Source organism: uncultured Porphyromonas sp. (assembly GCF_915070105.1).
GTDB lineage: Bacteria > Bacteroidota > Bacteroidia > Bacteroidales > Porphyromonadaceae > Porphyromonas.
Genome location: NZ_CAJZFJ010000001.1, coordinates 19,749 through 46,745 on the forward strand (window position 1 = coordinate 19,749; position 26,997 = coordinate 46,745).

Sequence of the window (26,997 nt, forward strand, 5' to 3'; positions counted from 1 at the left end):
ATAGATGCGATGAGGGCAGGGACTACACCGAGTGTAGTCCCTGCCCTCATGCTGTCTCTGCCTCTTGTCTAGCCCTTGTCCAGCTCTTCTGTAGTGGGAGCATGGTAGGGTCTAGTAAGGGAAACGTCCCTAGAGTAGAGCTAAGTAGATGCTACATATTCATACCACCGCAGACGTGGATCGTCTGACCTGTGACATAGGAGGAGAGGTCGCTAGCGAGGAACGTAGCTACGTTGGCTACATCCTCAGGCGTACCGCCACGACGGAGCGGGATCTGAGCCTCCCACTGCTTGCGTACTTCCTCGCTCAGAGCGTGCGTCATATCGGTGATGATGAAGCCTGGGGCGATCGCATTGGCACGTACACCACGAGAGCCGAGCTCCTTGGCGATACTCTTGGCCAGACCGATCATACCAGCCTTGGAGGCAGAGTAGTTCGTCTGTCCTGCGTTGCCCGATACACCGACGACGGAGGCCATGTTGATGATGCTACCGCTGCGCTGCTTGAGCATCACGGGGGTAACGGCATGGATGAGGTTGAAGGCGGACTTCAGATTGACATTGATCACGAGATCCCACTGGTCTTCGGTCATACGCATCATGAGACCGTCACGTGTGATCCCAGCGTTATTGACTAGGACGTCTACACGGCCAAAGTCCTTGACGACCTGCTCGATGAGCTGATGGGCTGCTTCGAAGTCTGCAGCATTGGAGGAGTAGGCCTTGGCACGTACACCTAGAGCCTCTAGCTCACGGACGAAAGCCTCTACGCTCTCATCGATCTTGAGGTCAGTGATGACGACGTCTGCACCCTCCTGTGCATACTTCAGTGCTATAGCACGCCCGATCCCACGACCAGAGCCTGTGATGATGGCTACCTTGCCAGATAGTAAGTTCATATTCCTTGTCTTTAGTTAATATGGATTGCTAAGTTTATTCATACTCCCCCTTACTAGGCTGCATGAGCCCATGTAGTAGGAAGTGACGGACGACCTGCCGTATCTCATCCACCGTACCCTGCGAGCGGTATGCTCCGCTGATGAAGGGTACCTCCATCCCCTTGACGATATTCTGTAGGAGGTAGGCTGTTAGGCGAGTATTCTCGACAGAGAAGTGTCCAGTGAGCTTCCCCTCCCTCAAGAGCTCTTCGAGCTGTAGGATCTCCTTACGGTCAAAGTCCATGCGTACCTGCTCCACGAGCCAGATGTCCTTGAAGAACTCTGCCCTCAGAGAGCCATTGCGCAGGACTAGGTCCTTAATCTTATCCAGATGGGTAAGCATCATCGTCATGAGTTTCTCCTCGGCACTGATCGGTAGACGCTTGACTAGCTCAAGGTCATGCCATAGGCCATGGAGCTCTCGCTCGATCACAGCGTGGTAGATCTCGTCCTTGTTCTTGAAGTAGGTGTAGAGCGTACGGCGACCCTTCTTTGAGGCATCGGCAATATCGTTCATCGTCGTATTGGTAAAACCAAAACGAGCAAAGAGCTGCCGTGCTACTTCGATCATCAGATCTTTTGTCTTCAGGATAGTCGCCATGCGTCTAAGTCTATTCTATATATGGAGGTGGACTCTACTTGTCTGTAATTTATTGTATGATACCCCAGTCTGCTGGGTAGTCCCTTAGGGAATACTTGATACTACAAAGCTACGAAAAACTGCGCACATTTGCCTAAAACGTGCAGTGCGCTCATCGTCAGTCCTCCTCTCGCTCTCTGTGTGGCATGCATCCCGCAGCTACTTCCCCATACTCTACATCACCTCTCCTTCCGCCCGTAGTCACAGCTCACCCTATCCCCCAGTGTGGGCTATTGATGGGGCGATGAACTCCCTTTATATCAGGCATTCTGAGAGGGATGAAGAGAACATACCGAGAAGGGGAGTATAGTACATATAATGTTCGCCTCAATCACCTATGTAAGGTGACTGGTGCGAACATACCGAGAAGAGGATGGCGAACATATAATGGTCGTCCCTGTCACCTATGTAAGGTGATTAGAGCGCACATACCGACTCCTCTCCTAAGGGGATAATATCCCGTAGGTAGTGCGCTTGGGGAGTACGTCATACTCCATAATATAATAGGGGGACTTTTTCGCCCTCTCGTTAGGACTCGTTGGGGAAGAATGGTGGGTAGGACGGAAGATCTTTCTCATAGAGAAAGGAGGTGAACTCGTGAGGCTTACCTCTGAGAGATATATGCTTTTTGCTACCTTTGCAGGCAAACAGGTAGGGTAAGCCATTACGCTACCTCCCTCACACATCTAAGCAACGCAGGGCATCCATAGATAAATGAACTTAGTAATAGTAGAGTCACCCAAGAAGGCGGAGCTCATCCAAGGCTTCCTCAAGAAACATAAGCTTACAGACTATCGAGTGATGGCGAGTGCAGGCCACGTACGTGACCTGAGACAGCACTCCTTCAGCATAGACGTAGCGGACAACTTCCGTCCCGAGTATGTCATCACCGATGATAAGAAGACGCTCGTCAAGGAGCTCAAGGCACAGGCCAAGAAGGCAGACCTCGTCTACCTCGCCTCCGATGAAGACCGTGAGGGGGAGGCCATCGCTTGGCATCTCAAGGAAGCACTAGGCTTGGAGTCCGAGAAGGTACGACGTATCGTCTTCCATGAGATCACGGCAGAGGCCTTCCTGGAGGCTCTACAGCATCCTCGGGATATAGATATGAACCTCGTAGATGCTCAGCAGGCTCGCCGTGTACTAGACCGTATCGTGGGCTTCGAGCTATCGCCCGTACTATGGAAGCGTATCCGCCCCTCACTCTCTGCTGGGCGTGTGCAGTCCGTGGCTGTCCGCCTGATCGTAGACCGAGAGCGAGAGATCAATGCCTTCGTCCCGCAGTCAGCCTTTAGGCTACAAGCAGACTTTGCCCTCTCCTCGGGAGAGAGCCTACGCACGGAGCTCAATCACCGCTTCGCAGATGAGCAGGAGGCACGTGCCCTGATGCAGTCCTGCCTGACCCTACCCTTTGCGATCGGATCTATCACACGTCGCCCTGCACGCCGATCCCCAGCAGCACCCTTCACGACCTCTACGCTACAGCAGGAGGCAGCACATAAGCTTGGCTACTCAGTCTCTCAGACGATGCGCCTAGCGCAGTCCCTCTATGAGTCGGGGCACATCACTTATATGCGTACCGACTCGGTGAACCTCTCCAACCAGGCTCTCAATGCCATCGCCCAGCAGATCGCACGACACCCAGGTAAGGAGTACCACCAGCCACGCAAGTACCAGACCAAGAGCAAGGGAGCACAGGAGGCGCACGAAGCCATTCGCCCTACCTATATAGATAGAGAGCAGGTCGATGGTACCCCGCAGGAGCAGCGTCTCTATGACCTGATCCGCAAGCGTACCCTAGCCTCGCAGATGGCTGATGCCCAGCTAGAGCGCACAGTAGTGACCCTACCTGTCGAGGGCTCGGAGTATGCCTTCACGGCACAAGGGGAGGTGATCACCTTCCGTGGCTTCCTAGATGTATACATGGAGTCAGCGGCAGAAGATGGGACACCCGAGACAACGAAGCTCCTCCCACCTATGAAGGAGGGGGAAAGCCTTACTCTCACGAAGCTCCTCGCAGAGGAACGATTTACCCAGCGTCCCCCACGCTACACCGAGGCCTCGATGGTTAGCAAGATGGAGGAGCTCGGTATCGGTCGCCCCTCCACCTATGCCCCTACGATCCAGACGATCCAGAACCGTGGCTATGTAGAGCGTGCTGACCGTGAGGGGCAGGAGCGCAACTACGTCGTCCTCAGCAGTGACGGCGGTGCGATCAAGCGTCAGGTGCGTAAGGAACTCTATGGCGCCGACAAGGGCAAGCTCGTCCCTACGGATGTGGGGATCGTCGTCAATGACTTCCTCGTCGCCCAGTTCCCCAGCATCGTGGACTATAACTTCACGGCGAGCGTAGAGTCGGAGTTTGACACTATAGCCGAAGGGGGGAATGCCTGGACGGGGACTATTGGTTCCTTCTACGAAGACTTCCATCCCACCGTAGAGCGAGTGAGCACAGAGCGTAGTGAGCATCGTGTCGGACAGCGTATCTTAGGTGAGCAGCCGGGTACCGGCCTTCAGGTCTCGGTGAGCATCGGTCGCTACGGCCCCATGGCACAGCTAGGCACGGCAGAGGATGAGCAGAAGCCACGCTTCGCCTCCCTACAGTCTGGGCAGTCGCTCGAGACCATTACACTAGAGGAAGCTCTATCCCTCTTCGACCTACCCAAGGTAATCGGAGAGTACGAGGGTGAGCCCCTTACCGTGGCAAACGGACGCTTTGGCCCCTATGTGCGTCACAAGGCCAAGTACTATAGCCTGCCCAAGGATATGGATCCCCTCTCCTGCACCCAGGAGCAGGCCATCCAGCTCATTCAGGAAAAGCATGCCAGCGAGGAGAAGAGTCTCCTCAAGACCTTCGCTGAGGACGCTGAACTCCAGATACGTGATGGGCGCTTCGGCCCCTACATGAAGTACAAGGGGGGGAACTACAAGCTCCCCAAGGATGTCGATCCCCAAAGCCTCTCCTATGAGGACTGCATGAAGATCGTCTCCGAAGCTCCCGCCAAGCCTGCTCGCAAGAGTTCGGCAAGCAAGGGTACGACGACCCGAGGACGTAAGTCCAAGGCCTAGCCTCCACCTCGTCCTCCCGATATGCGCTACTTCATCACCCTTAGCTACGATGGTACGGCCTATAGTGGCTGGCAGACGCAGCCCAGTGCCGTGACTGTACAGGAGACGATCGAGCAAGCTCTAGGCACGATCCTTCGCTCACCCACACCGATCCCTATCGTAGGGGCAGGGAGGACAGATGCAGGGGTGCATGCTCGGGGAATGGTCGCCCATGTAGACCTACCTTTGGAGCTAGAGGAGGTGCGAGAGCTTGTCTTCCGTGCCGACCGCTTCCTGCCCAAGGACATCGCACTACACGGAGTGCAGGCAGTACGTGAGGAGGCGCATGCTCGATTCAGTGCTACCTACCGCACCTACCGATACTATGTGACGCTGAGGAAGAACCCCTTCGCAGAGGGGCGTATGCTCCGCTTGTACTTCCCTATGGACTTCGAGCGGATGAATGAGGCTGCACAAAGGCTGATGGACTACGAGGACTTTACCAGCTTCAGTAAGCTCCATACAGATGTAAAGACGAATGATTGCCGTGTCCTAGAGGCCTATTGGCAGATAGGAGCAGAGGAGGGGATGTGGATCTTCACCATCACGGCTGACCGCTTCCTGCGTAATATGGTACGTGCCATTGTAGGGACACTCTTCGCCGTCGGTAAGTCTCGTCTCTCTGTTGAGGACTTTGCTGCGATCATCGCTGCCAAGGATCGAGCTCTAGCAGGAGCCTCTGCCCCTGCTCACGCACTCTACCTAGAGGCAGTTGGCTATCCAGAGGAGCTCTACCTCTAGTCTCTTTGGCTCCCATCGTTAGCAGTATTCATTGCTTACTCTAGGCTTGACTCGTGGGCTACTACTCTCGTTGGGTAGTAGCCTTTCTTTTTTCGATAATACTTCCTAGCTGGTAATTACCAAGATTACGCTCTAGGGCTCTCCTTCGTCTGCTTTGATTTTAGGTTAGTATTTCAATACCGAAATAAAAGACTTCGCCCCCCAAGGTCTAGCTAGACCTTGGGGGGCGAAGTTCCTTTTAGCTCCTCTCGTGTATGCTACGGAGAGCATACACGAGAGGATGATAGCTTAGGGCTGGGTGCAGGTACGTGTTGGCTCGGTGCACTGCTCCTGCTCGAGGGCGGTGATCACACTGCGTAGCTGACGACCGAGACCGATCGTGTAGCCCTGTGAGACGAAGACGACACGATTGAAGGTATCTGCGATAACAAAGACAGGCAGGTCGCCACTACGTAGCTTCATCGAGGTGCGTAGCTCATCTAGTATCTTGCCCGTGGCATCGATGCCGAAGACAGTACCCTTCGGTAGACCTTGGAAGTCCTCACTGCGGTAGCGTGAGCGACTTGTCTCGTCCTTGAAGAGGAGCACAAGGCTACGCCCCCAGTGCTCGAAGACTTCACGCTCGGCGATGATGTCCTTGAGGGCATGATTTGTAGGCTCTTCGCCAGCTCCGAGAATACCTAGGATGTAGTAGCCTCGGCCTGTGGTAGAGAGGAGCGAGCGCTCCTGAGGCTGTGCTGCCGTGATGTCGGAGGTCTTAGTCAAGGACTGAGCCTCTCCGAGGTAGCCGTAGAGGTTCTCCGAGTTGAAGCTCCCGAGGACAGCTACAGCGGTGGTGTCTCTACGCATCACGAGAGCTTCGTCTGTGGTCTTGCCTGCAGAGATCGATAGGGTCTTGACATTGACGAGTACGCTACCACTAGCAAGTCTGGAGCCAGAGACGAGGAGGTAGTGCCCTGCATCCATGGGGGCGCCATCCTTGAAGGTCTTTGCCCACGAAGTGCCTTGCTCTAGGCCATTGTCTCCTTCGTCATAGCTCAGTAGGTCGAGTGAGCCATCCTTCCCGAACTTAGATAGGGTGAACTGATAGTAGTACTTCGGATTGTCGATGATACCATTGTCCTTGTAGCTTAGGCGAAGTGTCCCCTGCTGGGCAGTAGCCTTGTGTGCGCTAGCCTCGAAGGTCACATCGTGCCAAGCCTTGCCCTCGTAGTACTGTACCTTACCCGTGACACCATCAATGCGGGCAGGCCAGCCCATGGTACGAGCGAGTGATACGAAGAAGATGCCCAGTGAGTGGCGGTCAGCTCGTCTCGTGCGCCATACGCCGAGTGGCTCGATGGGATAGGAGAGCGGGTTGTTTGCCTCATCTATCGTGATGGAGCGGATGCACCACTGACGTAGCGCCTCGGGGCTACTGCGGAAGGCCTTCTGTAGCTCCTGAGGTACGGCAGAGAGGAATAGGCTCTTGTAGCTGGTCAGGGGCTCGGTAGATACTCTAGGGTTGTAGATATAGTTCATCACGAGCGCAGCATCGGAGGCGAAGGCTTCGAGGGGCTGGGTATTCGTGAGGTGATCCCTCAGTACCTCTAGCTCTACGTCTCGTAGGTCCTTGGCGGAGATCACACGTAGGAGCGCTAGAGCCTGCTCCTTATCCTTAGCTGTGTCTACGAAGGTACGTATCGTCTGCCAGTTGCCTCGTGCATCGAGACCATCAAGCTGCTTCGTGAGGAAGGTCGATACATAGCGCACTCGTATGGAGTCCTCCTCAGCCATACGGCGATCATTCTCGGCACGCTGCTCCTTGGTCACCTCGGGGTAGCGAGCATCTTCTCTAGGAGGGGTGATGGTGAAGTCTAGGTCCAGCTTCTCCTCGGGGCTATGGTTAAGGGTGAGGCGCACAAGGCTATCTTTGCCAAAGGTCACCTGCTGCAGTCCGTAGCGGAAGCTATTGCCCACAGCCCGACTAGCGTACAGGATCATGTCCCCTCTACCGGCTATGAAGGTCGTACGTCCCTTGGCATCTGTCTTCTGGCGAGCTACGGTGTGGAATTCTCCGTAGTTGTACACCTTGAAGTCTACCGAGGTGTGGGGCAGAGCTTGTCCCTTAGCGTCTACGACCTCTACGATGATCTTGCCCGTGTGGGCATAGTTATCTATGACATTGATCTCCGTATAGGTCGGGGTACGACTGATGACAGCCTCGGGGCCATCATAGCGTCCGAAGGCCTTGGTATGTACGAGCATAGCACGAGAGACGGGTGCGTTGAACCAAGCTAGGTTGAGCACAGGCTCGGGCTCACATGCCCCGAGGAAGTACCACTGCCCATCTACCCAAGCCTCTACCCAGGCATGGTTATCATCCGTATGTGCCCAGCGTGGGGTATAGACCTGACGGGCTGGGATGCCTATGGTACGTAGGGCTGCGACGAGGAGCGTGGACTCCTCTCCACAACGCCCGTAGGCAGTACGGATGGTCGCTAGAGGTGAGGAGGTGCGGGAGTCACTTGGTGTATAGACTACGTGCTCGTGACACCAGTGGTTGACCTCCAGTACAGCCTCCTTCAGGGATAGCCCCTTCACCCGATCCTTCAGCTCATCGTAGAGGACGAGGCGAGCCGAGTCGAGGGCTTCGTTATTGACTCGTGGCGGGAGCACGAAGTGTAGCCACTCAAGCTGGGGTACACTCTTACCCCAGGGAAGCTCCTGTCGAGCCCTGAGAGAGCTACGTACGTGGTCGAGGAAGAACTGACCCGAGCGGTTGATGAGGTCGTTGCTCGGCATGTAGGCGTAGAGGAAGGTGAGGGCATCACGCTCCTCTGGAGTCATTTTGCTCTGGAAGATGTCGAAGATCTTGCCTTCCTTGAAGGCAGCCCTTCGCTTCGCTAGGTCACTCTGGACCTGTATGGTCTGCCGACTGGGCTTCTTTACCTCCTTCGCCTGCCCTAGGGTCGGTAGGAGGGCAAGGGCGAGGGTAAATATCATCCGTGTGCGCATATTGTCTGTATGAAGGTACTTTATGTTGCTATGAGTGTAGTTGCTTGAGTGCAGAGAGTGCAGAGCGTATCAGCTCGGGGTCGGTCTCTAGGAGGCTGTACTCGTCTATGGTGACTGTCCCGCCCATGGAGACCCCTGCGTGTCGGTAGAGCATACCACTAGGGGTAGGGTGACGAGCCGAGAAGTGGAACTCGCTAGCTCCCGTACGCTCAGCTAGCTGAGCTATGTTTGTCGGGTTCACACCACTACCTGGCATGATGACGATACGGCCTGCAGCCTGCCGGACCATACGAGCGAGCTCATCGGCTCCCTCTAGGGCGGTATTGTGTCCGCCTGAGGTCAGTACGTGCGAGCAGCCGAGGTCTATGATGGTCTCCAGCGCAGCCTCCCTATCCCGGCACATATCGATCGCTCTATGGAAGGTCACGCTCATCCCACCAGCTGCCTCGATGAGCCGAGCCATGAGCGGTCTATCGACCTCCCCCTCAGGGGTAAGGCAGCCGATGACCACTCCATCTACGCCGATGCGCTTAGCCTGCTCGATGTCGTGGAGCATGATCTCCTGCTCGATCGGGGTGTAGAGGAAGTCCCCTCCACGGGGGCGAATGATGACGTTGAGCTTGATGTCTAGGAGGCGACGAGCGGTACAGATCTCGCCATAGCTCGGGGTCGTGCCTCCCTCAGGTAGGGCTGCACAGAGCTCTACTCGGTAGGCACCTCCCTGCTGTGCCCTGAGGGCACTGGTGGCAGAGGAAGCACAGTTCTCTATACGATAGTCCATGTGCGCCCTTACTTGAGTGTAACCTCGACGATATAGTCGATGGCATTGAGCTCGTGTGGAGCCTTGTCGAAGGTCAGGGTCAGCCCCGCCTTGGTCTGGGTGTAGGGGATGGGACGCTGAGTGTCGAAGGAGACAACACGCTGTACTCGATCCGTCAGAGGTAGGGAGAGCATGCGGCTCTTCCAGTCGAGGATGTGTAGGTAGAGCGTCTTGCCTCGCTGGGTGGTCACACCCCATTCCAGAGGGGGCAGGATTCCCTCACGTACACCATCCTTGACGGTCTTGCCATAGACCTTCATCCAGGAGCCGATCTTGGCTAGGCGGTCTAGTGCGAGGGCAGGGAGGGCACCCGAGGGTTCAGGGCCGATGTTCAGTAGGAGGTTAGCATTGCGTCCTGCTGTCTGTACAAGTAGGCGGATGAGGGTGGTGTCGGACTTGTAGTTCTGGTCGATGATCTTGTAGCCCCACATACCATTCATCGTCTGACAAGTCTCTAGGGGGAGCTTACTGATGTCTTGACCTGATAGCCCTGCGGTGTTAGCTCCGGGGACGTCTCGCTCAAACATCTGGAAGTCCTCGCCTTGATGTGGTGCGCTATGGTGGTTGTTCCCGATCAGGCAGGCTGGGTTGATCTTATGGATATTGGCGTACATCTTGTCATATCGCCAGTCGAAGCCTGGGTTCTCATCCTGATCCCACTCTCCGTCCAGCCAGATAGCCTCTGCTCCGTAGTCTCGTACGAGCTCGGCAAGCTGTGCGTTCATGAAGGCATCGTAAGTGTCCCAGCTACCGTGGCTCTTGCGACCCGTACCTCGTCCTGTACGTCCGATGGGGTAGTAGTCCTCACGATGCCAGTCAAGGATGGAGTAATAGATATGGAAGCCCAAGCCCTGCTTGCGGCACTCATCCCTCAGCTCTGCGAGGATGTCTCGGCGGAAGGGGGTAGCCTTGACGATGTTGTAGTCGCTCTGTTTCGTGTCCCACATAGAGAAGCTATCGTGGTGGCGCGAGGTGATGGTTAGGTAGCCTGCTCCCGAGGCCTTGATGGCACTTACCCAAGCTGCGGCATCGAAGTGAGAGGGATAGAAGCCAGCGGCGGCCTTGGCATACTCGGCATGGTCGATATTGGCATTGGTCATATACCACTCGCCTTGAGCGAAGGTGCTGTAGAGTCCCCAGTGGAGGAAGATCCCAAAGCCCTTGTCACGGAAGGCCTCACGTGCCTGGAGGTTCTCCTTCGTAGGCTTGTAGTCCTGCTGGGCTGAGGCATGCGGAGAGGAGGCAAGGAGCCCAAGAGCTATCCCTGCAGCATAGAGCGTAGTACGTACACTATTCATATCAAATCAAGCAAAAGAAGTTAATTGTATGCTATATAGTTTGTATACCAAAGATAACGAATTCCTTAGATAACCAGCCCTCCAATTGAGCAAAATGACACATGTATGCTCTCCCCCTTCGCAAAGGGGACGACGCATGATCTCGCTCACACACTCCAGCCTTTAGATCTTTGGGGGTATCATTTCATATCCTAGGGAGCCCTAGCTCATCCCTAGAGATCCTAGACATTATCTCTAAGAAACAGATATACAAGCGAGCCCTACAGAGGATATACTTAGAGCGTACTTGTGTACACGCGTGTATACAGTTGTGTACACGTGGGTATACAGTTGTGTACACACGTGTATACTCATCCCTCCTAGGTAGGAGGTATTCGCTTGGCATATCTACACCTAGCGGACACTTCTATCTTTTCGGCCTATGCTCCTTGAGAACCTTGCCCTCGCACTATGGTGATTTCATGCGTCAGCCCTACCCATTTTATTGAGCCAAAAGACAAGAGAGTGTTGTCTCCCTCTGTGTGGGGGGATGTATAAAAGTGGCTAAACCCATCCTATCCTCCTACGGGGGATGGCTCTAGCCATCCTAAGAAGGAGGGAAGTGGAGGGAAAATGCTCCTTGATATAGGGAGTAAGTGGGGATCCCAGTGCAGGTAACAATGGATGAGTCCTAAGCCGTTCATACCTCCTATGTGTTGGGCTTTTCCAGAGGGTTGGAGAGGAGATACTGAGAGGGGTAAATCGGTCTCGGTATGTTCGCACTCGTCATCTTACATAGGTGATGGGTGCGAACATACCGAGTCCTCTAGTGCGAACATACCGAGTCCTCTCCAGCCCTCTCGGAATGGTCGTTTTACCTGCATTATGGAGGGGTATTCGTGGGGATTGGAAAAGGCGGGTAGGGAGCTGTTTGTGGTAGGTTGGGCTAAGGGTTAGAGGGGGAATTTGATTTAAGGGCAGGCTTGCTGGAGCCCTCATTACAGAGGTGTGCTCTCATAATAGAACGGAGACGCCCCTCGGTAGCTATCGCCTTGAGGCGAGAGTCTACCGAGGGGCTTCGGTGCTTCCTACCCTAGAGGTAGGTCAGCTCTGTGACGGGATAGCCTGCAGGTGGTATCCCTTGGGTCGGGCGAGGCTATTTGTCCTCTACGGTCATGATGCGAGCTAGATCAGTAAGGAGCTTCAGTAGGTTCTCCTTCGTGTTTAGCTTGAGCTCCATGTGTCCGTTCACTCCATCGTTGGTTGCTGAGAGGTAGGAGAGAGCCTTCAGGCGGTCTGATACCTTCTTGGGGACAAAGCTCATAACAAAGGATCCGACAGGGGTGCTTGTGAGGAGGTAGTTGAGGTCGAGTACCATCGAGGCGGAGTGTCCCTTGAGGATGGAGGAGTAGGTAGCTTCGCTGACATTAGGCTTCTGTTCCTTGAAGAGAGTAGCCTTGGCCTCATCTCCTAGAGCAAAGTAGGTGGAGCCGTCCTTATAGCCGAAGTATAGGGATGGATTTCCCTCCTTATGAGCGACATACTGGTGGTCCCCCTCGCTCTGTAGGGTGTATGGCTGGTCATAGCTCCATACTTCGATTGTTGAGTCAGTGGACTGCTTGCTCTTCTCCTCGATCGCTTGGGCGATTGCATCGACTCCTTGAGGGTTCTTACTCTCAGCATAGATGGTGACTGGAACGCCAGCGCTCCTAAGTGGGTTAAGCGAGGAGATGGATAGAGCGAACTCACCATCGACTAGGCTGAAGAGCGATGAGGGCTCAATACCCATTTCTCCTAGGGCCTCAAAGACCCTGGTGAATGCAGGGTTATCCTTGTAGACATTGACAATCTCAGGACCGCTGCAATAGCCATTCATGACGAAGAGGTTGTCCTTAGTGAGGAACTTACCATACTTGTTCTCACTCTTCTTTGGAGAGATGGTCTGGCTGAGCTTTGTGAACTTCTCTAGGGTTGCCTTGTCTTCGGATATGTACTTGATATCGGTGGTAGTCACTCCGCTCTCGAAGTTGATATGTAGCGCTATCTGCATCTTGCTCATATCTATCCCTTGGGCAGCGAGCTGGTCGGGGTTGAGTTGGCCATATGCATAGTATGAGTAGAGTGAGAAGAGCTTCTTGTAGTCAAGGATAAGGGATAGGTCTGACTTCTTGGACTTGAGTTCCTTGAAGGATGAGGTTTCGTGGTAACGCTTGCCCTCCTTGAGCTTGAGTAGCTGGATAGCTTCCACACGCATATCCTTCTTGGTCTGGGTGGTGGGGATGAGGATGAGGAGTGCATCCTTGGTGAAGGCGACGGCGTTATCTCCCGTATCGTTTAGGATCGAGATACCATCCTTCAGCTCCATGGTGGCCTGAGGATTCTTGATTTGGTTCAGGTCGGTGAGGAACTTCTTGAGCTTTCCCTCGTCAGATACGCGAGCCAGGAATGCACCCTGGAGGTCAGGTGTAGTGAAGAGATAGACAGGGCTCTTGAAGTCGATACCTGCCTTCGAGGGATCTTCGAGGAGAGGTCTTAGGACCTTGGCCTCTGGGGCATTGGAGTTGGGGAAGAGCTGATCACGGAGTGCCTTGTTCTCCTTGGATAGAATTTCCGACTTCTTGACGAGCTGGTCTACAGATACTGAGAGGACGAAGTCCGCTTCAGCGGGGATGACTTGCTCGTAGACCTGACTCTTGCTACAGCTGGCAAGGGTGAGGGCAGCTAGAGCAAGTATACCTAGATAGTAACGAAGCTTGGTGCACATGCTATGGAGTGATTAGGATGAATAATAGGCAGGGAGGCGATGCTCTCCCTACGTTAGTTTATGGGGTAAAGGTACTGATTTTTTCAACGGGTGCTACTAGAGACTAGCCCCATCAGATCGCCTTCGTAGATCTGATGGGGCTAGTATGGGAGAGTGCTCTCTCTCCTCGCTCTGATGGAAGGGGCTCTGTGTGTCTTACTCGAGGGTCATCAGTAGGAAGGCATACTCGAATGCTGTATCTCGTATCCCGTCATAGCGTCCTGTGGCACCTCCGTGTCCAGAGGTCATATCCATATGTAGGAGCAGGAGGTGGTCATCGGTCTTGAGGGTACGTAGCTTGGCGACATACTTCGTGGGCTCGTGGAAGAGTACCTGCGAGTCGTTGAGTCCACCGGTGACGAGGAGGTGCGGGTAGGGCCCTGAGTGGAGGTTGTCATAGGGGGAGTAGCTGAGCATATACTGCAGATACTCGGGATCATTGGGGTTGCCCCACTCCTCATATTCGCCCGTGGTGAGGGGAAGGGTCTCATCAAGCATCGTCGTCACGACATCTACGAAGGGGACTTGTGCGATGACTGCGTGGAAGAGCTCAGGGCGCATATTCACCACAGCACCCATGAGTAGCCCACCTGCACTACCTCCCATAGCTGTGAGTCGCTCGGATGAGGTATATCCCTCCTGGATGAGGTGCTCGGCGCAGGCGATGAAGTCGGTGAAGGTATTACGCTTCTTCAGGAACTTGCCCTCCTCGTACCAAGCTTCACCTAGGTCGCTCCCCCCACGTACCTGTGCGAGGGCATAGACAAAGCCCCTATCGACCAAGCTGAATATAGATACCCCGAAGTGGGCATCCATCGCTATCCCATAGCTCCCATAGCCATAGAGGAGAGCGGGGGCAGAGCCATCCCGTACGAGGTCTCGACGATAGAGTAGAGCCATCGGGACACGTGCCCCATCAGGTGCTGTCGCCCATCTGCGCTCCACGATGTAGCGCTCGGGGGAGAAGCCTCCGCCGACCTCTTGCTCCTTCAGTAGGCGACTCTCGCCTGTCGTGAGGTCGTACTCGTAGAGGGAGGAGGGGCGATTGAGCGAGGAATAGACATAGCGTATCGTCGTGGCCTCATACTGGCTATTGCCACGTAGACTGATCGTGTAGACGGGTTCGGGGAAGTGGATCTTGCCCTGCTCCTGACCTTGGCTGGTGAGGATACGTATCTCGGTCAGTCCTTCTCGTCGCTCTTCTAGGGCGATATAGTCCTGGTAGACACCGATGCTATCAAGGCGTACATCCTCTCGGTGGGGAATGAGGAGCGTCCAGCTTAGACGTTCAGAGACCTCTGCCTGTGGGGCGGTATAGACCATGCCATTTAGGTGCTCCTTATCCTTGTAGTAGATGTAGAAGCGGTCTCTGTGCGAGAGGATTGAGTAGCGTACGTCAGCCTCTCTTGGCAGGAAGAGCTTGGGGTCTCTATCCTCGCCCGAGCTCCAGAGGTAGTACTCCTCGCTGGTCGTGCTGCTGGAGGTAGAGATGAAGATGAACTCACGTGTCTTCGTCTCGCTGACACTGCAGGAGAAGCGTCCGTCTAGCTCCTCATATAGGAGCTCAGCCCCGGGCTCCGATAGGTGCTGGACATAGATGCGCGAGGACCTCAGAGTGTCGTCTATGAGGCTGTAGTAGATGGTCTCGCTGTCCTCTGCCCAAGCCAACGAAGAGACACCCTGCAGGCAGAAGTCGAGGTCTTCGCCCCGCACGAGGTCCCGGATGCGTAGCTCAAACTCCGCGTAGGAGCCCGTATCGTTGGAGAAATAAGCTGCTAGACGATTGTCTGGGCTAATGGCATAGCCTGCAAAGATGAAGGCAGGCTTGCCCTCGGCCAAGGCATTGACATCGAAGAGGAGCTCTCCGCCTGTGACAGCCTCTGGATGCTCGCCCCATTCGGCCTCGAAGGCCTTAGCCTCGTAGCGGTAGTGTGTCGGGTACTGCTTCCCCTTCTCCGTGCAGGTGTAGTAATAGTAGCCTCGGCGTAGGGTAGGGTAGCTCTGGTCATCCTCCTTGATACGCCCGAGGATCTCCTGATAGATCGTCTCCTGCAGCTCCTTTGTCCCCTGCATGACCTCCTCGGTGTAGGCATTCTCTGCCTGTAGATAAGAGAGCACCTCGGGGGAGGACTTATCTCGCATGTAGTAGAAGGGGTCTGTGCGCTCTGTGTCTAGGTGACGTAGTAGCTCGGGTCTAGCCTCTGCCTGAGGGGGAGTAGGGAAGTGGGATTGCTTGTACACGCTTACTTTCGTTTAGGGGATTGTGGGACAGACGTAGCTGTCCCGAAGGATGAGTAGAGCCTCCGGGCCCATATCAAAGAGTAGATCGAGGATGCTGAGATCAGGGACGAAGCCAAAGCGGTCTCGGTAGACCTGATGATAGGGACGGGGCACGAAGGTCGGGTTAGGCTCGGGATGCTTGGGACGTAAGCCATACCGCCAATCCTCTGGATGTGAGCCCAGAGGTGTGAAGGCCTCCGTCTCCTGCCAGGACACCTCTAGGTGTAGGAGTTGTAGGAGCTGTGTGAAGAGGGCTTCGTTGAAGTCCCATAGATACCTATACCCCCGCTCATAGATCGGCAGTAGATCATCTATGTAATACTCATAGAAAGGACTAGAGCCGTATGCCGTGCTCAATGCCTGTAGGTGAAGGTGTCGCCACGAGCCATGCTCCGAGATACGTACCTCACGGATAGGAGTCTTGAGACTCGGGGACTGCTCCACGGGGATCGTCAGCGCCTGCAGTCCGTTGGGACTAAGTATATGACAGCGGTTGCGGTAGGTCTGCTTGATATAGTTCTCCTCAGCCTCGATCCCCACGAGCCCTTCACCTATATGATAGAGCTTGGTGAAGTAGCTCACAGGTGGAGCGTAGGCCGTAGAGAGGAGGAGCGAGAAGGGAGACTGCACGTACTAGGGCTTAGAGGGCAAAGAGGACGACTCCCTCGATGGCTTCGCTTGGGATGATCCCTAGATGACGTGAGTCTGGGGCTTGACTTGGCTGATCAATGAGCACCCAGTAGTAGTCTCGGTAGAAGGTGCGACGAGGGTCACGTCGTAGCTTCTCGATCCAGGTACTGGTATCTGTCCCTAGTCGCTCTCGGCGGTCACGAGCCAGTCCTAGGCGTTCCTCACTGAGGAGTGCCGTGCGATAGGCTACGAGGCTACGGGGAGAGATCGTATATACACCCTTGCGTCGGGGTACACGAAGAGCGTAGCTCTCATCGGTGCGCTTGGCTCGATAGTCCTTCTGTGGTCGTGCATTGACGTAGAGTTTGCCTTTAAGGAGCTCTATCGAGTCTCCTGGTAGGCCAATGACCCGACCTAGAGCCAGCTGATGATGACGCTTGTCTCCAGTGACCTGCTGCACCTGCAGTAGGACGACATCCCCTCTATGTGGTGTCTTCCCCCTCAAGGCAAGAGCCCATGCTCCCTGCCGTATCTTAGGCTCCATCGTACGTGTATGTGCCCTAAACGGAATTAGGACGAAGAGGCGAAGTACGACTACGAGGACGAGAATCCCCAGCGGTAGTGCCCCGTATAGGAGCCAGTTCCGAACCTTATTATCCTTACTTGCCATGGATCAGTCTCATCATCCTGCCCCAACGGATACCTCCGCTCAGCAGTGGGCGTTCGTTATTGATCGATAGCCAGAGGAAGGCAGGCTTACCGACGATATGATCCTCGGGTACGAAGCCCCAGTAACGGCTATCAGCTGACATGTGTCTGTTGTCCCCGAGCATGAAGTAATAGTTCATGCCGAAGGTATAGGTCGTCTGTGGAGTCCCATCCACTAGGTAGGTGCCGTCTGCCCTCTGCTCTAGGCTGTGGCCCTCATAGTTCCGGATACAACGGCTATAGGCAGCCACAGTCGTGGGAGTGAGGTTGATCTTCATGCCTCGACGGGGGATGAAGAGAGGACCATAATTATCACGTGTCCAACCGGTCTTGAGTCCAAGGGGATAGACGTCTCCAGTGCTCTCCCGAGGAGCTATCTCCACATCTATTGTACGGACATAGGGCTCGCCCTGTAGTCGTCCCTTCATCTCCTCGGTCAGAGGCAGGTGATAGATGAGTCCATAGCCACGCCCTTCGATCGGAGTCATCGAGAGGCGCATCTGGCGGATGAATCCCGATAGATCTGCCTGATCGCCTGCCTGATAGGTGTAGAGGAGCTGTACATCACGGTCGTTGATCTCGAGCTCGTCAAGTAGGCTTTGGGGGAGCGGGGTGCCATCGGTCTGGACGAAGTAGTTCAGCTGCATATTCTTCGGGTTCTCGATCGCCTTGTCATTGATGTAGACTTGGTTGTTCTTGATAGCGAAGAATTCCCCAGGTAGCCCTATACACCGCTTGACGTAGTGGTCACGACGGTCTACGGGGCGGTAGACGATCTCCCCAAACTGTGCCCTGTCTGCCCACACGGCATCACGCCCGTAGGCAGCGCAGAGGGTGTAGTAATCGGGGTTGGGCATGTTGAGGGCAACGGTGTCTCCAGCAGGGAAGTTGAAGACCACGAGGTCGTTGCGCTCTACCTGTCCTAGGCCACGAAGTCTGCGATAGGGCAGTGAAGGCTTGTCCAGATAGGACTTTCGCCCAAAGGCTGTATTGTGTGCCAGCGGTAGGGCGATCGGTGTCATCGGGACACGAGGCCCATAGCTTAGCTTATTGACGAAGAGGTAGTCTCCGATAAGGAGTGTCTTCTCCAGCGAGGAAGAGGGGATAGCGAAGTTCTGGAAGAAGTAGGTGAAGATGAGGGTCACCATCAGCACGACGAAGACCACATCCTCCAGCAGAGCCCCTAGGGTACGTACCAGAGGATTGGGGTGCTTGCGCAGGTAACGCCAATTGATAAACCTCGTGAAGTAGAAGTCGATGAGTAGGGGCAGGAGCAGAAGCCACCATAGCCCAGCCCATAGGGCAAAGATGATGAAGAGGACGATGATAATCCCGCCCTTGATGCGGGTCCATAGTTGTCGGCGTGCACTCTGTCCTTCGATCGGGTATCTTTTCATTCCTTGGGTGCTTTGATTAGTGTACGTTCAGCATATCCTCCATAGTGAGCCAGCCGGTGTGCTTGGTGGCGTACTCTGCAGCTAGGATCGCTCCTAGGGCAAAGCCTTCACGTCCAAAGGCCTCATGAGTCAAGCTAATCCTATCTACCTCTGACGTATAGTGTACGGTATGGATGCCAGCGATCTCGCCCTCACGGTGTGCCTTGATGGGCAGGACATGTGGGCTGGGTTCATCGGTGAGCTCCCACTTCCTGAGCTCGTGACGCTCGTCTAGGATCGTCTCAGCTAGTGTGATGGCTGTGCCACTAGGGGCATCGAGCTTGTGTATGTGGTGGGTCTCCTCTAGGCTTAGCTGATAGCTAGGGGCAGCCTTCATGAGCTCTGCTACTCTACGGTTGATCTGGAGGAAGAGGTTCACTCCGATACTGAAGTTCGAAGCCCAGAAGAAGGTCTTACCCCCTTCCTTGCATAGCTTCCTTAGCTTCGGCAGATCCTCGCTCCAGCCAGTCGTGCCAGAGACAGTGGGGATGCCACGCTCTAGGGCTCTGAGGCAATTGGCATAGGCCATCTGTGGGGCAGTGAACTCTATCGCTACATCTGCCGTGAGGAAACGCAGGTCGTCAAAGCGATCTTCGTCTCCCTTATCTATCGTTAGTACGATCTCGTGTCCTCGCCTCTGGGCTACTTGCTCTAGGACATGTCCCATCTTGCCGTAGCCGATGAGTACGATCTTTAGCTTCTTCATCTTATTTGTTGGGTGTGGGGGCTGCATGGAGCTTCCCTTAGTGCCAGCCCTTCACGCTTAGCGCATTCGTATTACTCGCAAAGATAACGAAAACAGCCTACTCACACCCCCCGTCCACCGAGACAGAGTGTCTGGTGAAGGCCTTCACCTCTGACCCCTCACCCTCATCTCCTCTGCCTGTAGCCAGCCCTCTCTACAGTGCTCGGGTACGCTCCTCCTCAGCCAGGGGGGAGCCCCCCTAATTACCCCGCCTCAGTCCCTATAACGAGGAGACAAATGTGTACACGCGTGTACACATTTGTATACAGGCGTGTACACTACTGTATACACACGTGTACACAAGTGCGCTCTCGGTATGTCCTAGGGGAGGCTTATCTCACACCCGTAGAAAAGGCGTCACCACACTAGCCACAGGGCACAGCTAGGGGGGCTGGAGCTCCATAGCCCGAGTCGCTGTTGGGCTTGCCCCGATCCCTTGACCATGAGTCGTACAGTGGAGTGGAATGTAAAGATGAGGTGTGGAGCAGGAGGATAGTATGTGAGCGGGGAAAAAAGTGTAATTTTACGGCAGGTAGGTGGGACGACTCCATGTAGTACATCGTCACTGTCCTGCCGATGAACCTTTTAATTAGGATATAGATATGAAGATCTTCCTCAGCATCTGCACTCTTGCCCTCGGACTCAGTCTGACCTCTTGCGATCTGTCTATGCTCACTAATCGAAGTGAGACGAACCGCATTGAGCGTGGTATGACCAAGCGTGAGGTAACCAATATTCTTGGCACACCCTCCTATCGTCGTCTCGCCACAGACGGCTCTGAGGACTGGGAGTATCGCCGTACCAACATCCTAGGGGAGACCTCGGTCGTGGTCGTCACCTTCTATGACAACCGTGTCGTACGTATGGACTCCTACAACGGAGACGACTGGGAGCGTCGCCGCTCACAGAGGGACTACCCAAGCTACCCATCTAACCCTACTTACCCCTCTAACCCTCGCTACCCAAGCTATCCACAGGATCCTCGCTATGAGGACGAGCGTGATAGAGAATCCTTTGAGGACTTCCTAAGGGCGATCGCAGATAAGCACTTCACTAAGGATAAGATACGCTTCATCCGTGATGCTGCTCGTCGCAACGTCTTCACTGTGGCGCAGACTGCCCGCATTCTGCGCCTCTTCACCTGGGATAGCGAGAAGCTCGAGGTGCTGGAAGCCCTTGCTCCACGTCTGAGGGATGGCTACAATGCGTATAAGCTCGTAGACCTATTCACCTTCTCTAGCAATCAGGAGAAGGCTAGGCGCATCCTCGGCCTGACACGTTAAAGAAACCCCCAACATAATACTACCAATGAAGAAATATGCATGGGCTCTCGTATGCCTAGTCCTCGCCCTCACGACCTCCTGTGGGGGTGTGGGGAAGGCTCGGAGCAAAGTCAATCAGATCGAACGAGGAATGACCAAGGGGCAGATCACAGCTCTGCTGGGTGCACCTAAGAACAAGAGTGTCCAGGATGATGGCACCGAGACCTGGGAGTACGTCTACACAGACATCCTATCTAGGCAGTTAGATGTGACGGTGACCTTCGCTCAGGATCGTGTCTCCAAGTATGACAGCCGTCAGAGTGTAGTGGAGCAAGATCGTCATGTGAGCTCGGGTCCCGTAGTACCCATTCCTAGCCCCGTCCCAACCCCAGTACCAGGAGGCTATCCAGACCCGAGGGTGCTGGAGGAGGAGGCTCGAGCCTTCGAGGACTTCTACGGTGAGGTACGTCGTATCCCCTTCGAAGAGGAGCGTATAGGCTTCATCCAGAGTGTGGCTCGGCGCAGCCTCTTCACGGTCGATCAGGCTGGACGGCTTATTACCCTCTTCCACTGGGACGAACAGCGTCTCGCTCTACTAGAGGCACTTGCTCCACGACTGAGGAATGGCTACAATGCCTTCCGTCTGCTGGAGCTCTTCTCCTATGGACCAGCCCAGGATCGGGCTCGCCAGATCCTAGAGCGTGTGCCTCCCGTACCGAGGGAGTATGATCCCCGCTATGGCGGTCAGGTCGAGCCAAGGGAGAGCTTCGAGGAATTCCTAAGCGTAGTAGAGCGACAGACCTGGGACAAGGACAAGATCCGCTATATCCAAGATGCCGCACGATACAACTCGTTCACTGTCGCTCAGGTAGCTCGCTTACTCAAGCTCTTTACCTGGGATAAGGAGAAGCTACAGGTACTAGAGGCGGTCGCCCTACGTATACGGGATGGCTATAATGCCTATCGCCTCATAGACCTCTTCGACTTCGACAACGCCCAGCAGCAGGCTCGCCGTATCCTAGGTCTCACAGAATAAGCCCAACAAGATAGACCCTATGAAGAGACATGCAATGAAGGTCCTAGCTCTCGTGGTGGGGGTGCTTGCTCTCTCCTCTTCGTGCGCTACGATAGCTCGCCAGCGTACGGCGGTGCATAAGATGGCTCAGGGGATGACTCGGCAGCAGGTCTTAACACTGCTTGGATCACCAAGAGGGAAAGAGGTGGCAGCGGGAGGAAAGGAGATTTGGTCCTATTACTTCCTTGATACCTATCGCAACTCACTGACGATCGAGGCAGCCTTCCTTCAGGATAGCCTGGTTCGTTACAGCTTCGTCGAGGGGAAGGGGGCTGACTACTTCTCTAATCAGCGTATGCCACGTACCCTCACTGTCCAGCCCGGACAGACTCCTACACCTCGGCCTGTACCACCCGCATCACGGCAGCAGAGGAGGCTTAACGAAGAGGAGCAGGACTTCAATGACTTCCTTCGTCAGCTACGAGAGGAGGCTTTCCCCGAGGAGCAGCTAGCCCTCCTACGACAGACATCGCTACGCTGCACCTACTCCGTGAAGCAAGCGATACAGATTCTTGGGGTCTTCGACTTCGAGGAGGAGCAGCTAGATGCCCTGCGGATTATAGCACCACGGCTAAGGAGGGGCTACAACATCGGTCGCCTACTTGAGTTCTTTGACGAAGGTATGGAACGAGACGAAGCTCGGAAGATCTTAGAGCGGAGGTCTACTTCCTCCCCCTCTTCAGAGTGGTAGGTATGATCCCCACAGATATGCAGAGCCCCCTATCGACCGAGGTCGATAGGGGGCTCTGCTATTTAGGCTGGGGCTGCCTAGCGAATGGCGAAGGTCTTCCGGTGAATGGGGGTGAGGCCAAGCCTACGGATAGCTGCCTTGTGTGCCGGGGTCGGGTACCCCTTGTGCACCTCTAGTCCATAGCCAGGGTATTCGGTAGCTAGGCGAAGCATTAGGGCATCTCGGTGGGTCTTGGCTAGTACCGAGGCCGCAGCGATACTCATATACTTGCCGTCTCCCCCTACGATACACTCATGGAGAATATCTGGATAGGGGGTGAAGCGATTACCATCAATGAGTAGGAGCTGGGGACGGAGGATAAGGTCATCGATCGCTCGGTGCATCGCTAGGAAGGAAGCCCGTAGGATATTGATCTGGTCGATCTCCTCGGGGGATACACTTCCTACTCCCCATGCTAGAGCCTCCTGCTCGATAATGGGGCGTAGGAGCTCTCGCTGTCGCTCTGTCAGCTGCTTGGAGTCGTTGAGTAGGGGATGAGAGAAGCCCTCGGGGAGGATTACTGCAGCAGCCACCACGGGCCCTGCCAGACAGCCACGACCAGCTTCGTCACAGCCACACTCGATGAGTCCTTCGTGGCCGAAGGTAGGGAGTAGGGGCGTGTGTACCTTTGCTTGCCTAGCCATACACCTAGAGGAGCATCGGGACGACCCGATGGAGTGCTTCGAAGAAGTAATCTACTTCCTCCCGAGTGTTATACAGCCCAAACGAAGCACGTGCCACAGCCTCGTACCCGTAGCTGTGCAGGAGGGGCTCGGCGCAGTGATGCCCCGTGCGAATAGCTACTCCCATGTGATCAAGGAGCGTACCTAGATCGAAGGGGTGTATCTTCCCGATCCCAAAGGATAGTATCCCCCCCTTGTGGGGAGCAGTGCCAAGGATGTAGCTCTCTGGGAACTCACTCAGTAGTCGCTCTGTCGCATAGGCTAGGAGCTCCTCCTCGTGATGTGCGATGGCCTCTATCCCTAGCCGTTCGACGAAGTCTAGGGCAACGGAGAAGGCAGTAGACCCGACATAGTCAGGTGTGCCTGCCTCGAACTTGAAGGGGAGTACATTGTATGTCGTCTTCTCGAAGCTTACTTTTTCGATCATCTCTCCCCCTCCCATATATGGGGGCATCTGCTCCAGTACCTCGGGACGACCCCAGAGGGCACCGATGCCTACAGGCCCATAGATCTTGTGCGCACTGAATGCGTAGAAGTCCGCCCCGATCTCCTCTACATTCACCCGAGTATGTGCCACAGCCTGTGCCCCATCGATGAGGACAAGTGCGCCCACCTCGTGGGCTAGACGTGTGACCTCCTCTACGGGATTGACCGTGCCGAGGACATTGCTGACATGGGCGACTGAGACGAGGCGTGTGCGTGGGGAGAGTAGGCTTCGGTAGGCGGACATATCGAGCTCTCCATCGGGAGTCAGCGGGATGACCCTGAGCTTGGCGCCACGACGAGCTGCGAGGAGTTGCCAAGGGACGATGTTGGAGTGATGCTCCATCGTGCTGATGAGGATCTCATCACCTTCGTTCAGGAAGAAGGCTTCACCTGCGGAGTAGGCTACGAGGTTGATGGCCTCGGTCGTGCCTCGTGTGAAGATGAGGCCTTCAGGTGAAGGTGCTCCGATGAAACGAGCGACACGCCGACGAGCCTCCTCGTGGTGCTCAGTAGCGAGCTGGCTGAGATAGTGTACCCCTCGATGCACATTGGCGTTGGCCGAGTAGTAGGCTTCGTTGATGGCCTCTACTACGCATAGGGGCTTTTGGGTTGTAGCTGCATTGTCGAGGTAGATAAGGGGCTTACCGTGTACCTCCTTACTCAGTATGGGGAACTCTTTTCTTATATCTTCTAAGCTGTACATAGCTTGATTTATCCTAGTCTGTTATACCATTAAAAGCACGACAAAAGTACGGAAAACAAGACTTCTCCTCCCCCAGCGTCCGTCTTTGGCTGTGGATGGGTATATATCTAGGGAGAAGTAAGAGCGTGTAGGGGAGGTGTGTAGGGGTGGTAATAGAGGTCTCGGGAGAGAGGCGCAATAGCTTATCCCGACAGATTAGGAAAGGCTATCCTTTATTCAGTAAGAGCCTATCCCTTAGGCTAGAGGGTCTTCATCCGTGGAGGGAGAGTAGTCGCTATAGTCGAGTTTAGGGGAGTCTGCCGTCGTCTCCTGATCGGGGGGGGAAGGTGTAGAGGGCGAGACTTTGGTCTGCTGAGCTGGGATAGCTTCCTCCCGCAGCTGTACATGCTGACAGACGATCTCGGTGATGTGGGAGAGATTACCAGCACGATCACTCTCTGTCGCATACTCGATTCGCCCAGCGACAGAGATAGTATCCCCCTCATGCACGTGGGTCTCTACGTACTTCCCTGCCTCGCCACGCAGCACTATCCGGTGCCAGTACCTCTGCTCATAGGTCTTGCCTACGAGACGCTGGGATAGCTGCTCGCTGGTCATGAGCCTTAGACGTACCTCGGGGTAATCAGGGGCAAGGTAACGGACGATAGGTTCGTCCGTTACCACCCCCGTTAGGATGACTTGGTTAATCGGAATGTTGGAGGTACTCACAAGGAGATAGGCTAGCGGCCCAGTACTTTATTCTTGGCAATGACCGCAACGTACTCCTTGAGGTAGTTGGGCGTCCAGTAGGCTGTATCCACGAAGTCCTTAGCCTCATAGTGAGCAGTGGCAAGTGGGATCATTACCGAGGCTTCGGGTGCAAAGCCTTCGTCCCAGACCTCGTAGTCCCGCTCGGGCCATAGGCCTCGTGCTTTGGTCGCTCCATTACCGACGAGGATGTACTTGCCTTGTTTTAGCGGGGATGCTTGCTCGTCTAGTACCAGAGGAGCATCCTCGGTGAGACGTCTGCCCTCTGCTGTGAACTGTGCGGTATAGACCTCCATACGTCGAGCATCGAGCATGGGGACAATCGTCACAGGGCTTCCCTCTGGAAGCTGGACAATAGCCCCTCGAGCTAAGAGCTCAAGGGTATCGACTGCTATAAGAGGGAGCCGTAGCCCGAGACAGAGTCCCTTAGCTAGGGAGGTCGCTATACGTAGCCCTGTGTAGCTGCCTGGGCCAGCACTGACGGCGATGGCACTGAGAGAGAGGTCTCTAGCCTTCATCTCCTGAAGTACCTCTTCTACCATTGGTGCGAGAGCTGAGGCGTGTCCGCCCTCGGGAGCCTCGATAGCACGCTGGGCAATGACCTCTGTCCCCCAGCCTATGGCGACACTACAGCGAGTAGTAGAGGTCTCTATGCAAAGTATCATATCCGTATGAATGTATGTGGTGAGGTCTGACACGTCTTACTCTAGGATGAGCTCTACAGGGCAATGGTCAGAGCCATAGATCTCAGTATGTATGCTAGCTGAGCGGAGACGAGGAGCCAGTCGCTCGGAGGCTACAAAGTAGTCAATGCGCCAGCCTGAGTTACGTTCGCGAGCCTTGAATCGGTACGACCACCAGGAGTAGATGTCTACCTGATCAGGATGAAAGAAGCGGAAGGTGTCGATGAAGCCTGAGCCAAGAAGCTCGGTAAACTTCCCTCGTTCCTCGTCGGTGAAGCCTGCATTGCGTCGATTGCTCTTGGGGTTCTTTAGGTCAATCTCCTTGTGCGCCACATTGAGGTCTCCGCAGATGATCACAGGCTTCTTTTGGTCAAGCTCCATCAGATAGGCTCGGAAGTCATCCTCCCACGTCATACGATAGCCGAGACGGCGAAGGTCATCCTGAGAGTTAGGCACATACACGGTGACGAGGTAGTAGTCTGGGTATTCGAGTGTGATTACTCTACCCTCCGTGTCGTGGTGCTCGATGCCTATGCCGTAGGAGACACTCAGAGGCTCATGTCGGGTATAGATAGCCGTACCAGAATAGCCCTTCTTCTCGGCATAGTTCCAGTAGCTCATATAGCTGGGTAGATCAGCATCTAGCTGTCCAGCCTGCATCTTTGTCTCTTGTAGGCAGACGAAGTCAGCATCTAAGTCCTTGATGATATCTGGGAAGCCCTTGCCGAAGACAGCACGTAGGCCATTCACATTCCACGAAATAAACTTCATTGATTGTCTTGAATTGTTTGTCCTCGGCTTAGATCATTTGTTCGCCCGAGGCTATTATGCTATTCTTTGTACTGTGTTGGGTCTATAATCCCTGCTTCCTGCATAGCTTCTCTGCGCTCGATGCAGGTGCCACAGGTGCCACACTGGATCGTATCCCCTTCGTAGCAGCTCCAGGTCTCTGCGTAGTCGATACCGAGCTTCTTGCCATGAGCGGCTATCTCACCCTTTGTTAGATCAGTGTAGGGTGCAGAGATAGAGACATGATTTCCCGTGCCTTCATGAATAGCTTCATGCATAGGACGGATGAAGGAGCTACGGCAGTCGGGGTAGATGGCATGATCGCCGAAGTGGTTAGCGATATATACTCGGTCAAGTCCTCTGGATTCGGCCAGCCCAGCAGCGATGGAGAGCATGATGCCATTGCGGAAGGGAACGACTGTCGAGGCCATATTATCCTCATCGTACCTTCCCTTAGGGATGGCTCCTCCACTAGAGAGGAGAGCACTATGGAAGTATTGACCGATGAAGCCAAGTGGGATCACGAGATATTCTATGCCGAGTCGCTCACAGTGTAGGCGAGCGAAGGGGAGCTCCCGTGCATTATGCTTAGAGCCGTAGTCGAAGGAGACTGCCAGCGCAATATCCTTTTGATATTCGTAGAGAAGGGTCACACTATCCATCCCACCAGAGAGGACGATGAGCCCATGCTTGTTATTCATTCTTCGAGTGATTGGG

General features: G+C 54.8%; 22 protein-coding genes. 5 read left to right on the top strand and 17 right to left on the bottom strand.

The features are described from left to right. Positions 1-151: 151 nt before the first annotated feature. Both fabG and QZ554_RS00070 read right to left on the bottom strand, forming a co-directional pair. Positions 152-898, bottom strand: a complete 747-nt coding sequence (gene fabG / locus QZ554_RS00065) for a 3-oxoacyl-[acyl-carrier-protein] reductase (protein WP_297193198.1) — start codon at positions 896-898, stop codon at positions 152-154. Between the two features lie 34 nt (positions 899-932). Then, positions 933-1,538, bottom strand: coding sequence for a TetR/AcrR family transcriptional regulator (locus QZ554_RS00070; protein ID WP_297193200.1), 606 nt, complete (start codon positions 1,536-1,538; stop codon positions 933-935). Between the two features lie 753 nt (positions 1,539-2,291). Here QZ554_RS00070 and topA point away from each other — a divergent pair. Both topA and truA read left to right on the top strand, forming a co-directional pair. Continuing rightward, positions 2,292-4,646 (top strand): type I DNA topoisomerase, encoded by a 2,355-nt coding sequence (gene topA, locus QZ554_RS00075; protein WP_297193201.1) that lies wholly within the window; start codon positions 2,292-2,294, stop codon positions 4,644-4,646. A 21-nt stretch (positions 4,647-4,667) separates the two neighbouring features. Then, complete coding sequence (gene truA / locus QZ554_RS00080) at positions 4,668-5,426, top strand: tRNA pseudouridine(38-40) synthase TruA (protein ID WP_297193203.1); 759 nt, start codon at positions 4,668-4,670, stop codon at positions 5,424-5,426. Positions 5,427-5,714: 288 nt separating this feature from the next. Here truA and QZ554_RS00085 read toward each other — a convergent pair whose 3' ends face one another. The 9 genes from QZ554_RS00085 to dapB all read right to left on the bottom strand — a co-directional run bounded on the left by QZ554_RS00085 (position 5,715) and on the right by dapB (position 19,083). Next, positions 5,715-8,423 carry a transglutaminase-like domain-containing protein gene (locus QZ554_RS00085; RefSeq protein ID WP_297193205.1) on the bottom strand — a complete coding sequence of 903 codons (2,709 nt, stop codon included), beginning with the start codon at positions 8,421-8,423 and terminating at the stop codon, positions 5,715-5,717. A 28-nt stretch (positions 8,424-8,451) separates the two neighbouring features. Continuing rightward, on the bottom strand, positions 8,452-9,204 hold the full coding sequence (locus QZ554_RS00090; protein WP_297193207.1) for a copper homeostasis protein CutC: 753 nt from the start codon (positions 9,202-9,204) through the stop codon (positions 8,452-8,454). A gap of 8 nt (positions 9,205-9,212) precedes the next feature. Then, positions 9,213-10,541, bottom strand: a complete 1,329-nt coding sequence (locus QZ554_RS00095) for an alpha-L-fucosidase (protein ID WP_297193209.1) — start codon at positions 10,539-10,541, stop codon at positions 9,213-9,215. Between the two features lie 1,135 nt (positions 10,542-11,676). Further along, positions 11,677-13,284 carry a DUF4836 family protein gene (locus QZ554_RS00100; RefSeq protein ID WP_297193210.1) on the bottom strand — a complete coding sequence of 536 codons (1,608 nt, stop codon included), beginning with the start codon at positions 13,282-13,284 and terminating at the stop codon, positions 11,677-11,679. Positions 13,285-13,479: 195 nt separating this feature from the next. Beyond that, positions 13,480-15,564 carry a S9 family peptidase gene (locus tag QZ554_RS00105; protein WP_297193213.1) on the bottom strand — a complete coding sequence of 695 codons (2,085 nt, stop codon included), beginning with the start codon at positions 15,562-15,564 and terminating at the stop codon, positions 13,480-13,482. A 12-nt stretch (positions 15,565-15,576) separates the two neighbouring features. Continuing rightward, positions 15,577-16,233, bottom strand: a complete 657-nt coding sequence (locus tag QZ554_RS00110; protein WP_297193215.1) for a WbqC family protein — start codon at positions 16,231-16,233, stop codon at positions 15,577-15,579. A gap of 10 nt (positions 16,234-16,243) precedes the next feature. Continuing rightward, positions 16,244-16,903: a signal peptidase I gene (lepB, locus tag QZ554_RS00115; RefSeq protein ID WP_297193217.1), complete on the bottom strand. Its 660-nt coding sequence runs from the start codon at positions 16,901-16,903 to the stop codon at positions 16,244-16,246. Next, entirely contained in the window at positions 16,893-18,338 is a 1,446-nt protein-coding gene (gene lepB / locus QZ554_RS00120) for a signal peptidase I (RefSeq protein ID WP_297193219.1), read from the bottom strand. Before lepB (QZ554_RS00120) ends, lepB (QZ554_RS00115) begins: the two co-directional genes overlap by 11 nt. A 16-nt stretch (positions 18,339-18,354) precedes the next feature. Next, the gene (gene dapB, locus QZ554_RS00125; protein WP_297193221.1) at positions 18,355-19,083 is read right to left on the bottom strand and encodes a 4-hydroxy-tetrahydrodipicolinate reductase; all 729 of its coding nucleotides are present in this window, start codon (positions 19,081-19,083) and stop codon (positions 18,355-18,357) included. A gap of 641 nt (positions 19,084-19,724) precedes the next feature. Between dapB and QZ554_RS00130 the strand changes: the two genes are divergently transcribed. Genes QZ554_RS00130 through QZ554_RS00140 form a run of 3 tightly spaced genes read left to right on the top strand, consistent with a single transcriptional unit; the run spans position 19,725 to position 22,150 of the window. After that, a complete protein-coding gene (locus QZ554_RS00130; RefSeq protein ID WP_297193223.1) occupies positions 19,725-20,405 on the top strand; it encodes a DUF4476 domain-containing protein in 681 nt (226 codons plus the stop codon). 25 nt (positions 20,406-20,430) lie between these two features. Further along, positions 20,431-21,420 (top strand): DUF4476 domain-containing protein, encoded by a 990-nt coding sequence (locus QZ554_RS00135; RefSeq protein ID WP_297193225.1) that lies wholly within the window; start codon positions 20,431-20,433, stop codon positions 21,418-21,420. 19 nt (positions 21,421-21,439) lie between these two features. Further along, positions 21,440-22,150, top strand: a complete 711-nt coding sequence (locus QZ554_RS00140; protein ID WP_297193227.1) for a DUF4476 domain-containing protein — start codon at positions 21,440-21,442, stop codon at positions 22,148-22,150. 77 nt (positions 22,151-22,227) lie between these two features. Here the strand turns inward: QZ554_RS00140 and QZ554_RS00145 are convergent, their stop codons facing one another. From QZ554_RS00145 to queC, 6 genes are all read right to left on the bottom strand, one after another. Continuing rightward, entirely contained in the window at positions 22,228-22,833 is a 606-nt protein-coding gene (locus QZ554_RS00145) for a ribonuclease HII (protein WP_297193229.1), read from the bottom strand. Positions 22,834-22,837: 4 nt separating this feature from the next. Beyond that, on the bottom strand, positions 22,838-24,061 hold the full coding sequence (locus QZ554_RS00150; protein WP_297193231.1) for a cysteine desulfurase: 1,224 nt from the start codon (positions 24,059-24,061) through the stop codon (positions 22,838-22,840). A gap of 234 nt (positions 24,062-24,295) precedes the next feature. After that, positions 24,296-24,769 (bottom strand): single-stranded DNA-binding protein, encoded by a 474-nt coding sequence (locus QZ554_RS00155; RefSeq protein WP_297193233.1) that lies wholly within the window; start codon positions 24,767-24,769, stop codon positions 24,296-24,298. An 11-nt stretch (positions 24,770-24,780) separates the two neighbouring features. Beyond that, entirely contained in the window at positions 24,781-25,473 is a 693-nt protein-coding gene (gene tsaB, locus QZ554_RS00160) for a tRNA (adenosine(37)-N6)-threonylcarbamoyltransferase complex dimerization subunit type 1 TsaB (protein ID WP_297193235.1), read from the bottom strand. A gap of 36 nt (positions 25,474-25,509) precedes the next feature. Continuing rightward, positions 25,510-26,262, bottom strand: coding sequence for an exodeoxyribonuclease III (locus tag QZ554_RS00165; protein WP_297193237.1), 753 nt, complete (start codon positions 26,260-26,262; stop codon positions 25,510-25,512). 59 nt (positions 26,263-26,321) lie between these two features. After that, the gene (gene queC, locus QZ554_RS00170) at positions 26,322-26,981 is read right to left on the bottom strand and encodes a 7-cyano-7-deazaguanine synthase QueC (RefSeq protein ID WP_297193239.1); all 660 of its coding nucleotides are present in this window, start codon (positions 26,979-26,981) and stop codon (positions 26,322-26,324) included. Positions 26,982-26,997 lie beyond the last annotated feature (16 nt).

What these genes read in the sequence shown, in the direction of transcription:
- fabG (WP_297193198.1), bottom strand. Translation starts at nt 898, where the DNA reads ATGAACTTACTATCTGGCAAGGTAGCCATCATCACAGGCTCTGGTCGT.
- QZ554_RS00070 (WP_297193200.1), bottom strand. Translation starts at nt 1,538, where the DNA reads ATGGCGACTATCCTGAAGACAAAAGATCTGATGATCGAAGTAGCACGG.
- topA (WP_297193201.1), top strand. Translation starts at nt 2,292, where the DNA reads ATGAACTTAGTAATAGTAGAGTCACCCAAGAAGGCGGAGCTCATCCAA.
- truA (WP_297193203.1), top strand. Translation starts at nt 4,668, where the DNA reads ATGCGCTACTTCATCACCCTTAGCTACGATGGTACGGCCTATAGTGGC.
- QZ554_RS00085 (WP_297193205.1), bottom strand. Translation starts at nt 8,423, where the DNA reads ATGCGCACACGGATGATATTTACCCTCGCCCTTGCCCTCCTACCGACC.
- QZ554_RS00090 (WP_297193207.1), bottom strand. Translation starts at nt 9,204, where the DNA reads ATGGACTATCGTATAGAGAACTGTGCTTCCTCTGCCACCAGTGCCCTC.
- QZ554_RS00095 (WP_297193209.1), bottom strand. Translation starts at nt 10,541, where the DNA reads ATGAATAGTGTACGTACTACGCTCTATGCTGCAGGGATAGCTCTTGGG.
- QZ554_RS00100 (WP_297193210.1), bottom strand. Translation starts at nt 13,284, where the DNA reads ATGTGCACCAAGCTTCGTTACTATCTAGGTATACTTGCTCTAGCTGCC.
- lepB (WP_297193217.1), bottom strand. Translation starts at nt 16,903, where the DNA reads ATGGCAAGTAAGGATAATAAGGTTCGGAACTGGCTCCTATACGGGGCA.
- lepB (WP_297193219.1), bottom strand. Translation starts at nt 18,338, where the DNA reads ATGAAAAGATACCCGATCGAAGGACAGAGTGCACGCCGACAACTATGG.
- dapB (WP_297193221.1), bottom strand. Translation starts at nt 19,083, where the DNA reads ATGAAGAAGCTAAAGATCGTACTCATCGGCTACGGCAAGATGGGACAT.
- QZ554_RS00130 (WP_297193223.1), top strand. Translation starts at nt 19,725, where the DNA reads ATGAAGATCTTCCTCAGCATCTGCACTCTTGCCCTCGGACTCAGTCTG.
- QZ554_RS00135 (WP_297193225.1), top strand. Translation starts at nt 20,431, where the DNA reads ATGAAGAAATATGCATGGGCTCTCGTATGCCTAGTCCTCGCCCTCACG.
- QZ554_RS00140 (WP_297193227.1), top strand. Translation starts at nt 21,440, where the DNA reads ATGAAGAGACATGCAATGAAGGTCCTAGCTCTCGTGGTGGGGGTGCTT.
- QZ554_RS00145 (WP_297193229.1), bottom strand. Translation starts at nt 22,833, where the DNA reads ATGGCTAGGCAAGCAAAGGTACACACGCCCCTACTCCCTACCTTCGGC.
- QZ554_RS00150 (WP_297193231.1), bottom strand. Translation starts at nt 24,061, where the DNA reads ATGTACAGCTTAGAAGATATAAGAAAAGAGTTCCCCATACTGAGTAAG.
- tsaB (WP_297193235.1), bottom strand. Translation starts at nt 25,473, where the DNA reads ATGATACTTTGCATAGAGACCTCTACTACTCGCTGTAGTGTCGCCATA.
- QZ554_RS00165 (WP_297193237.1), bottom strand. Translation starts at nt 26,262, where the DNA reads ATGAAGTTTATTTCGTGGAATGTGAATGGCCTACGTGCTGTCTTCGGC.
- queC (WP_297193239.1), bottom strand. Translation starts at nt 26,981, where the DNA reads ATGAATAACAAGCATGGGCTCATCGTCCTCTCTGGTGGGATGGATAGT.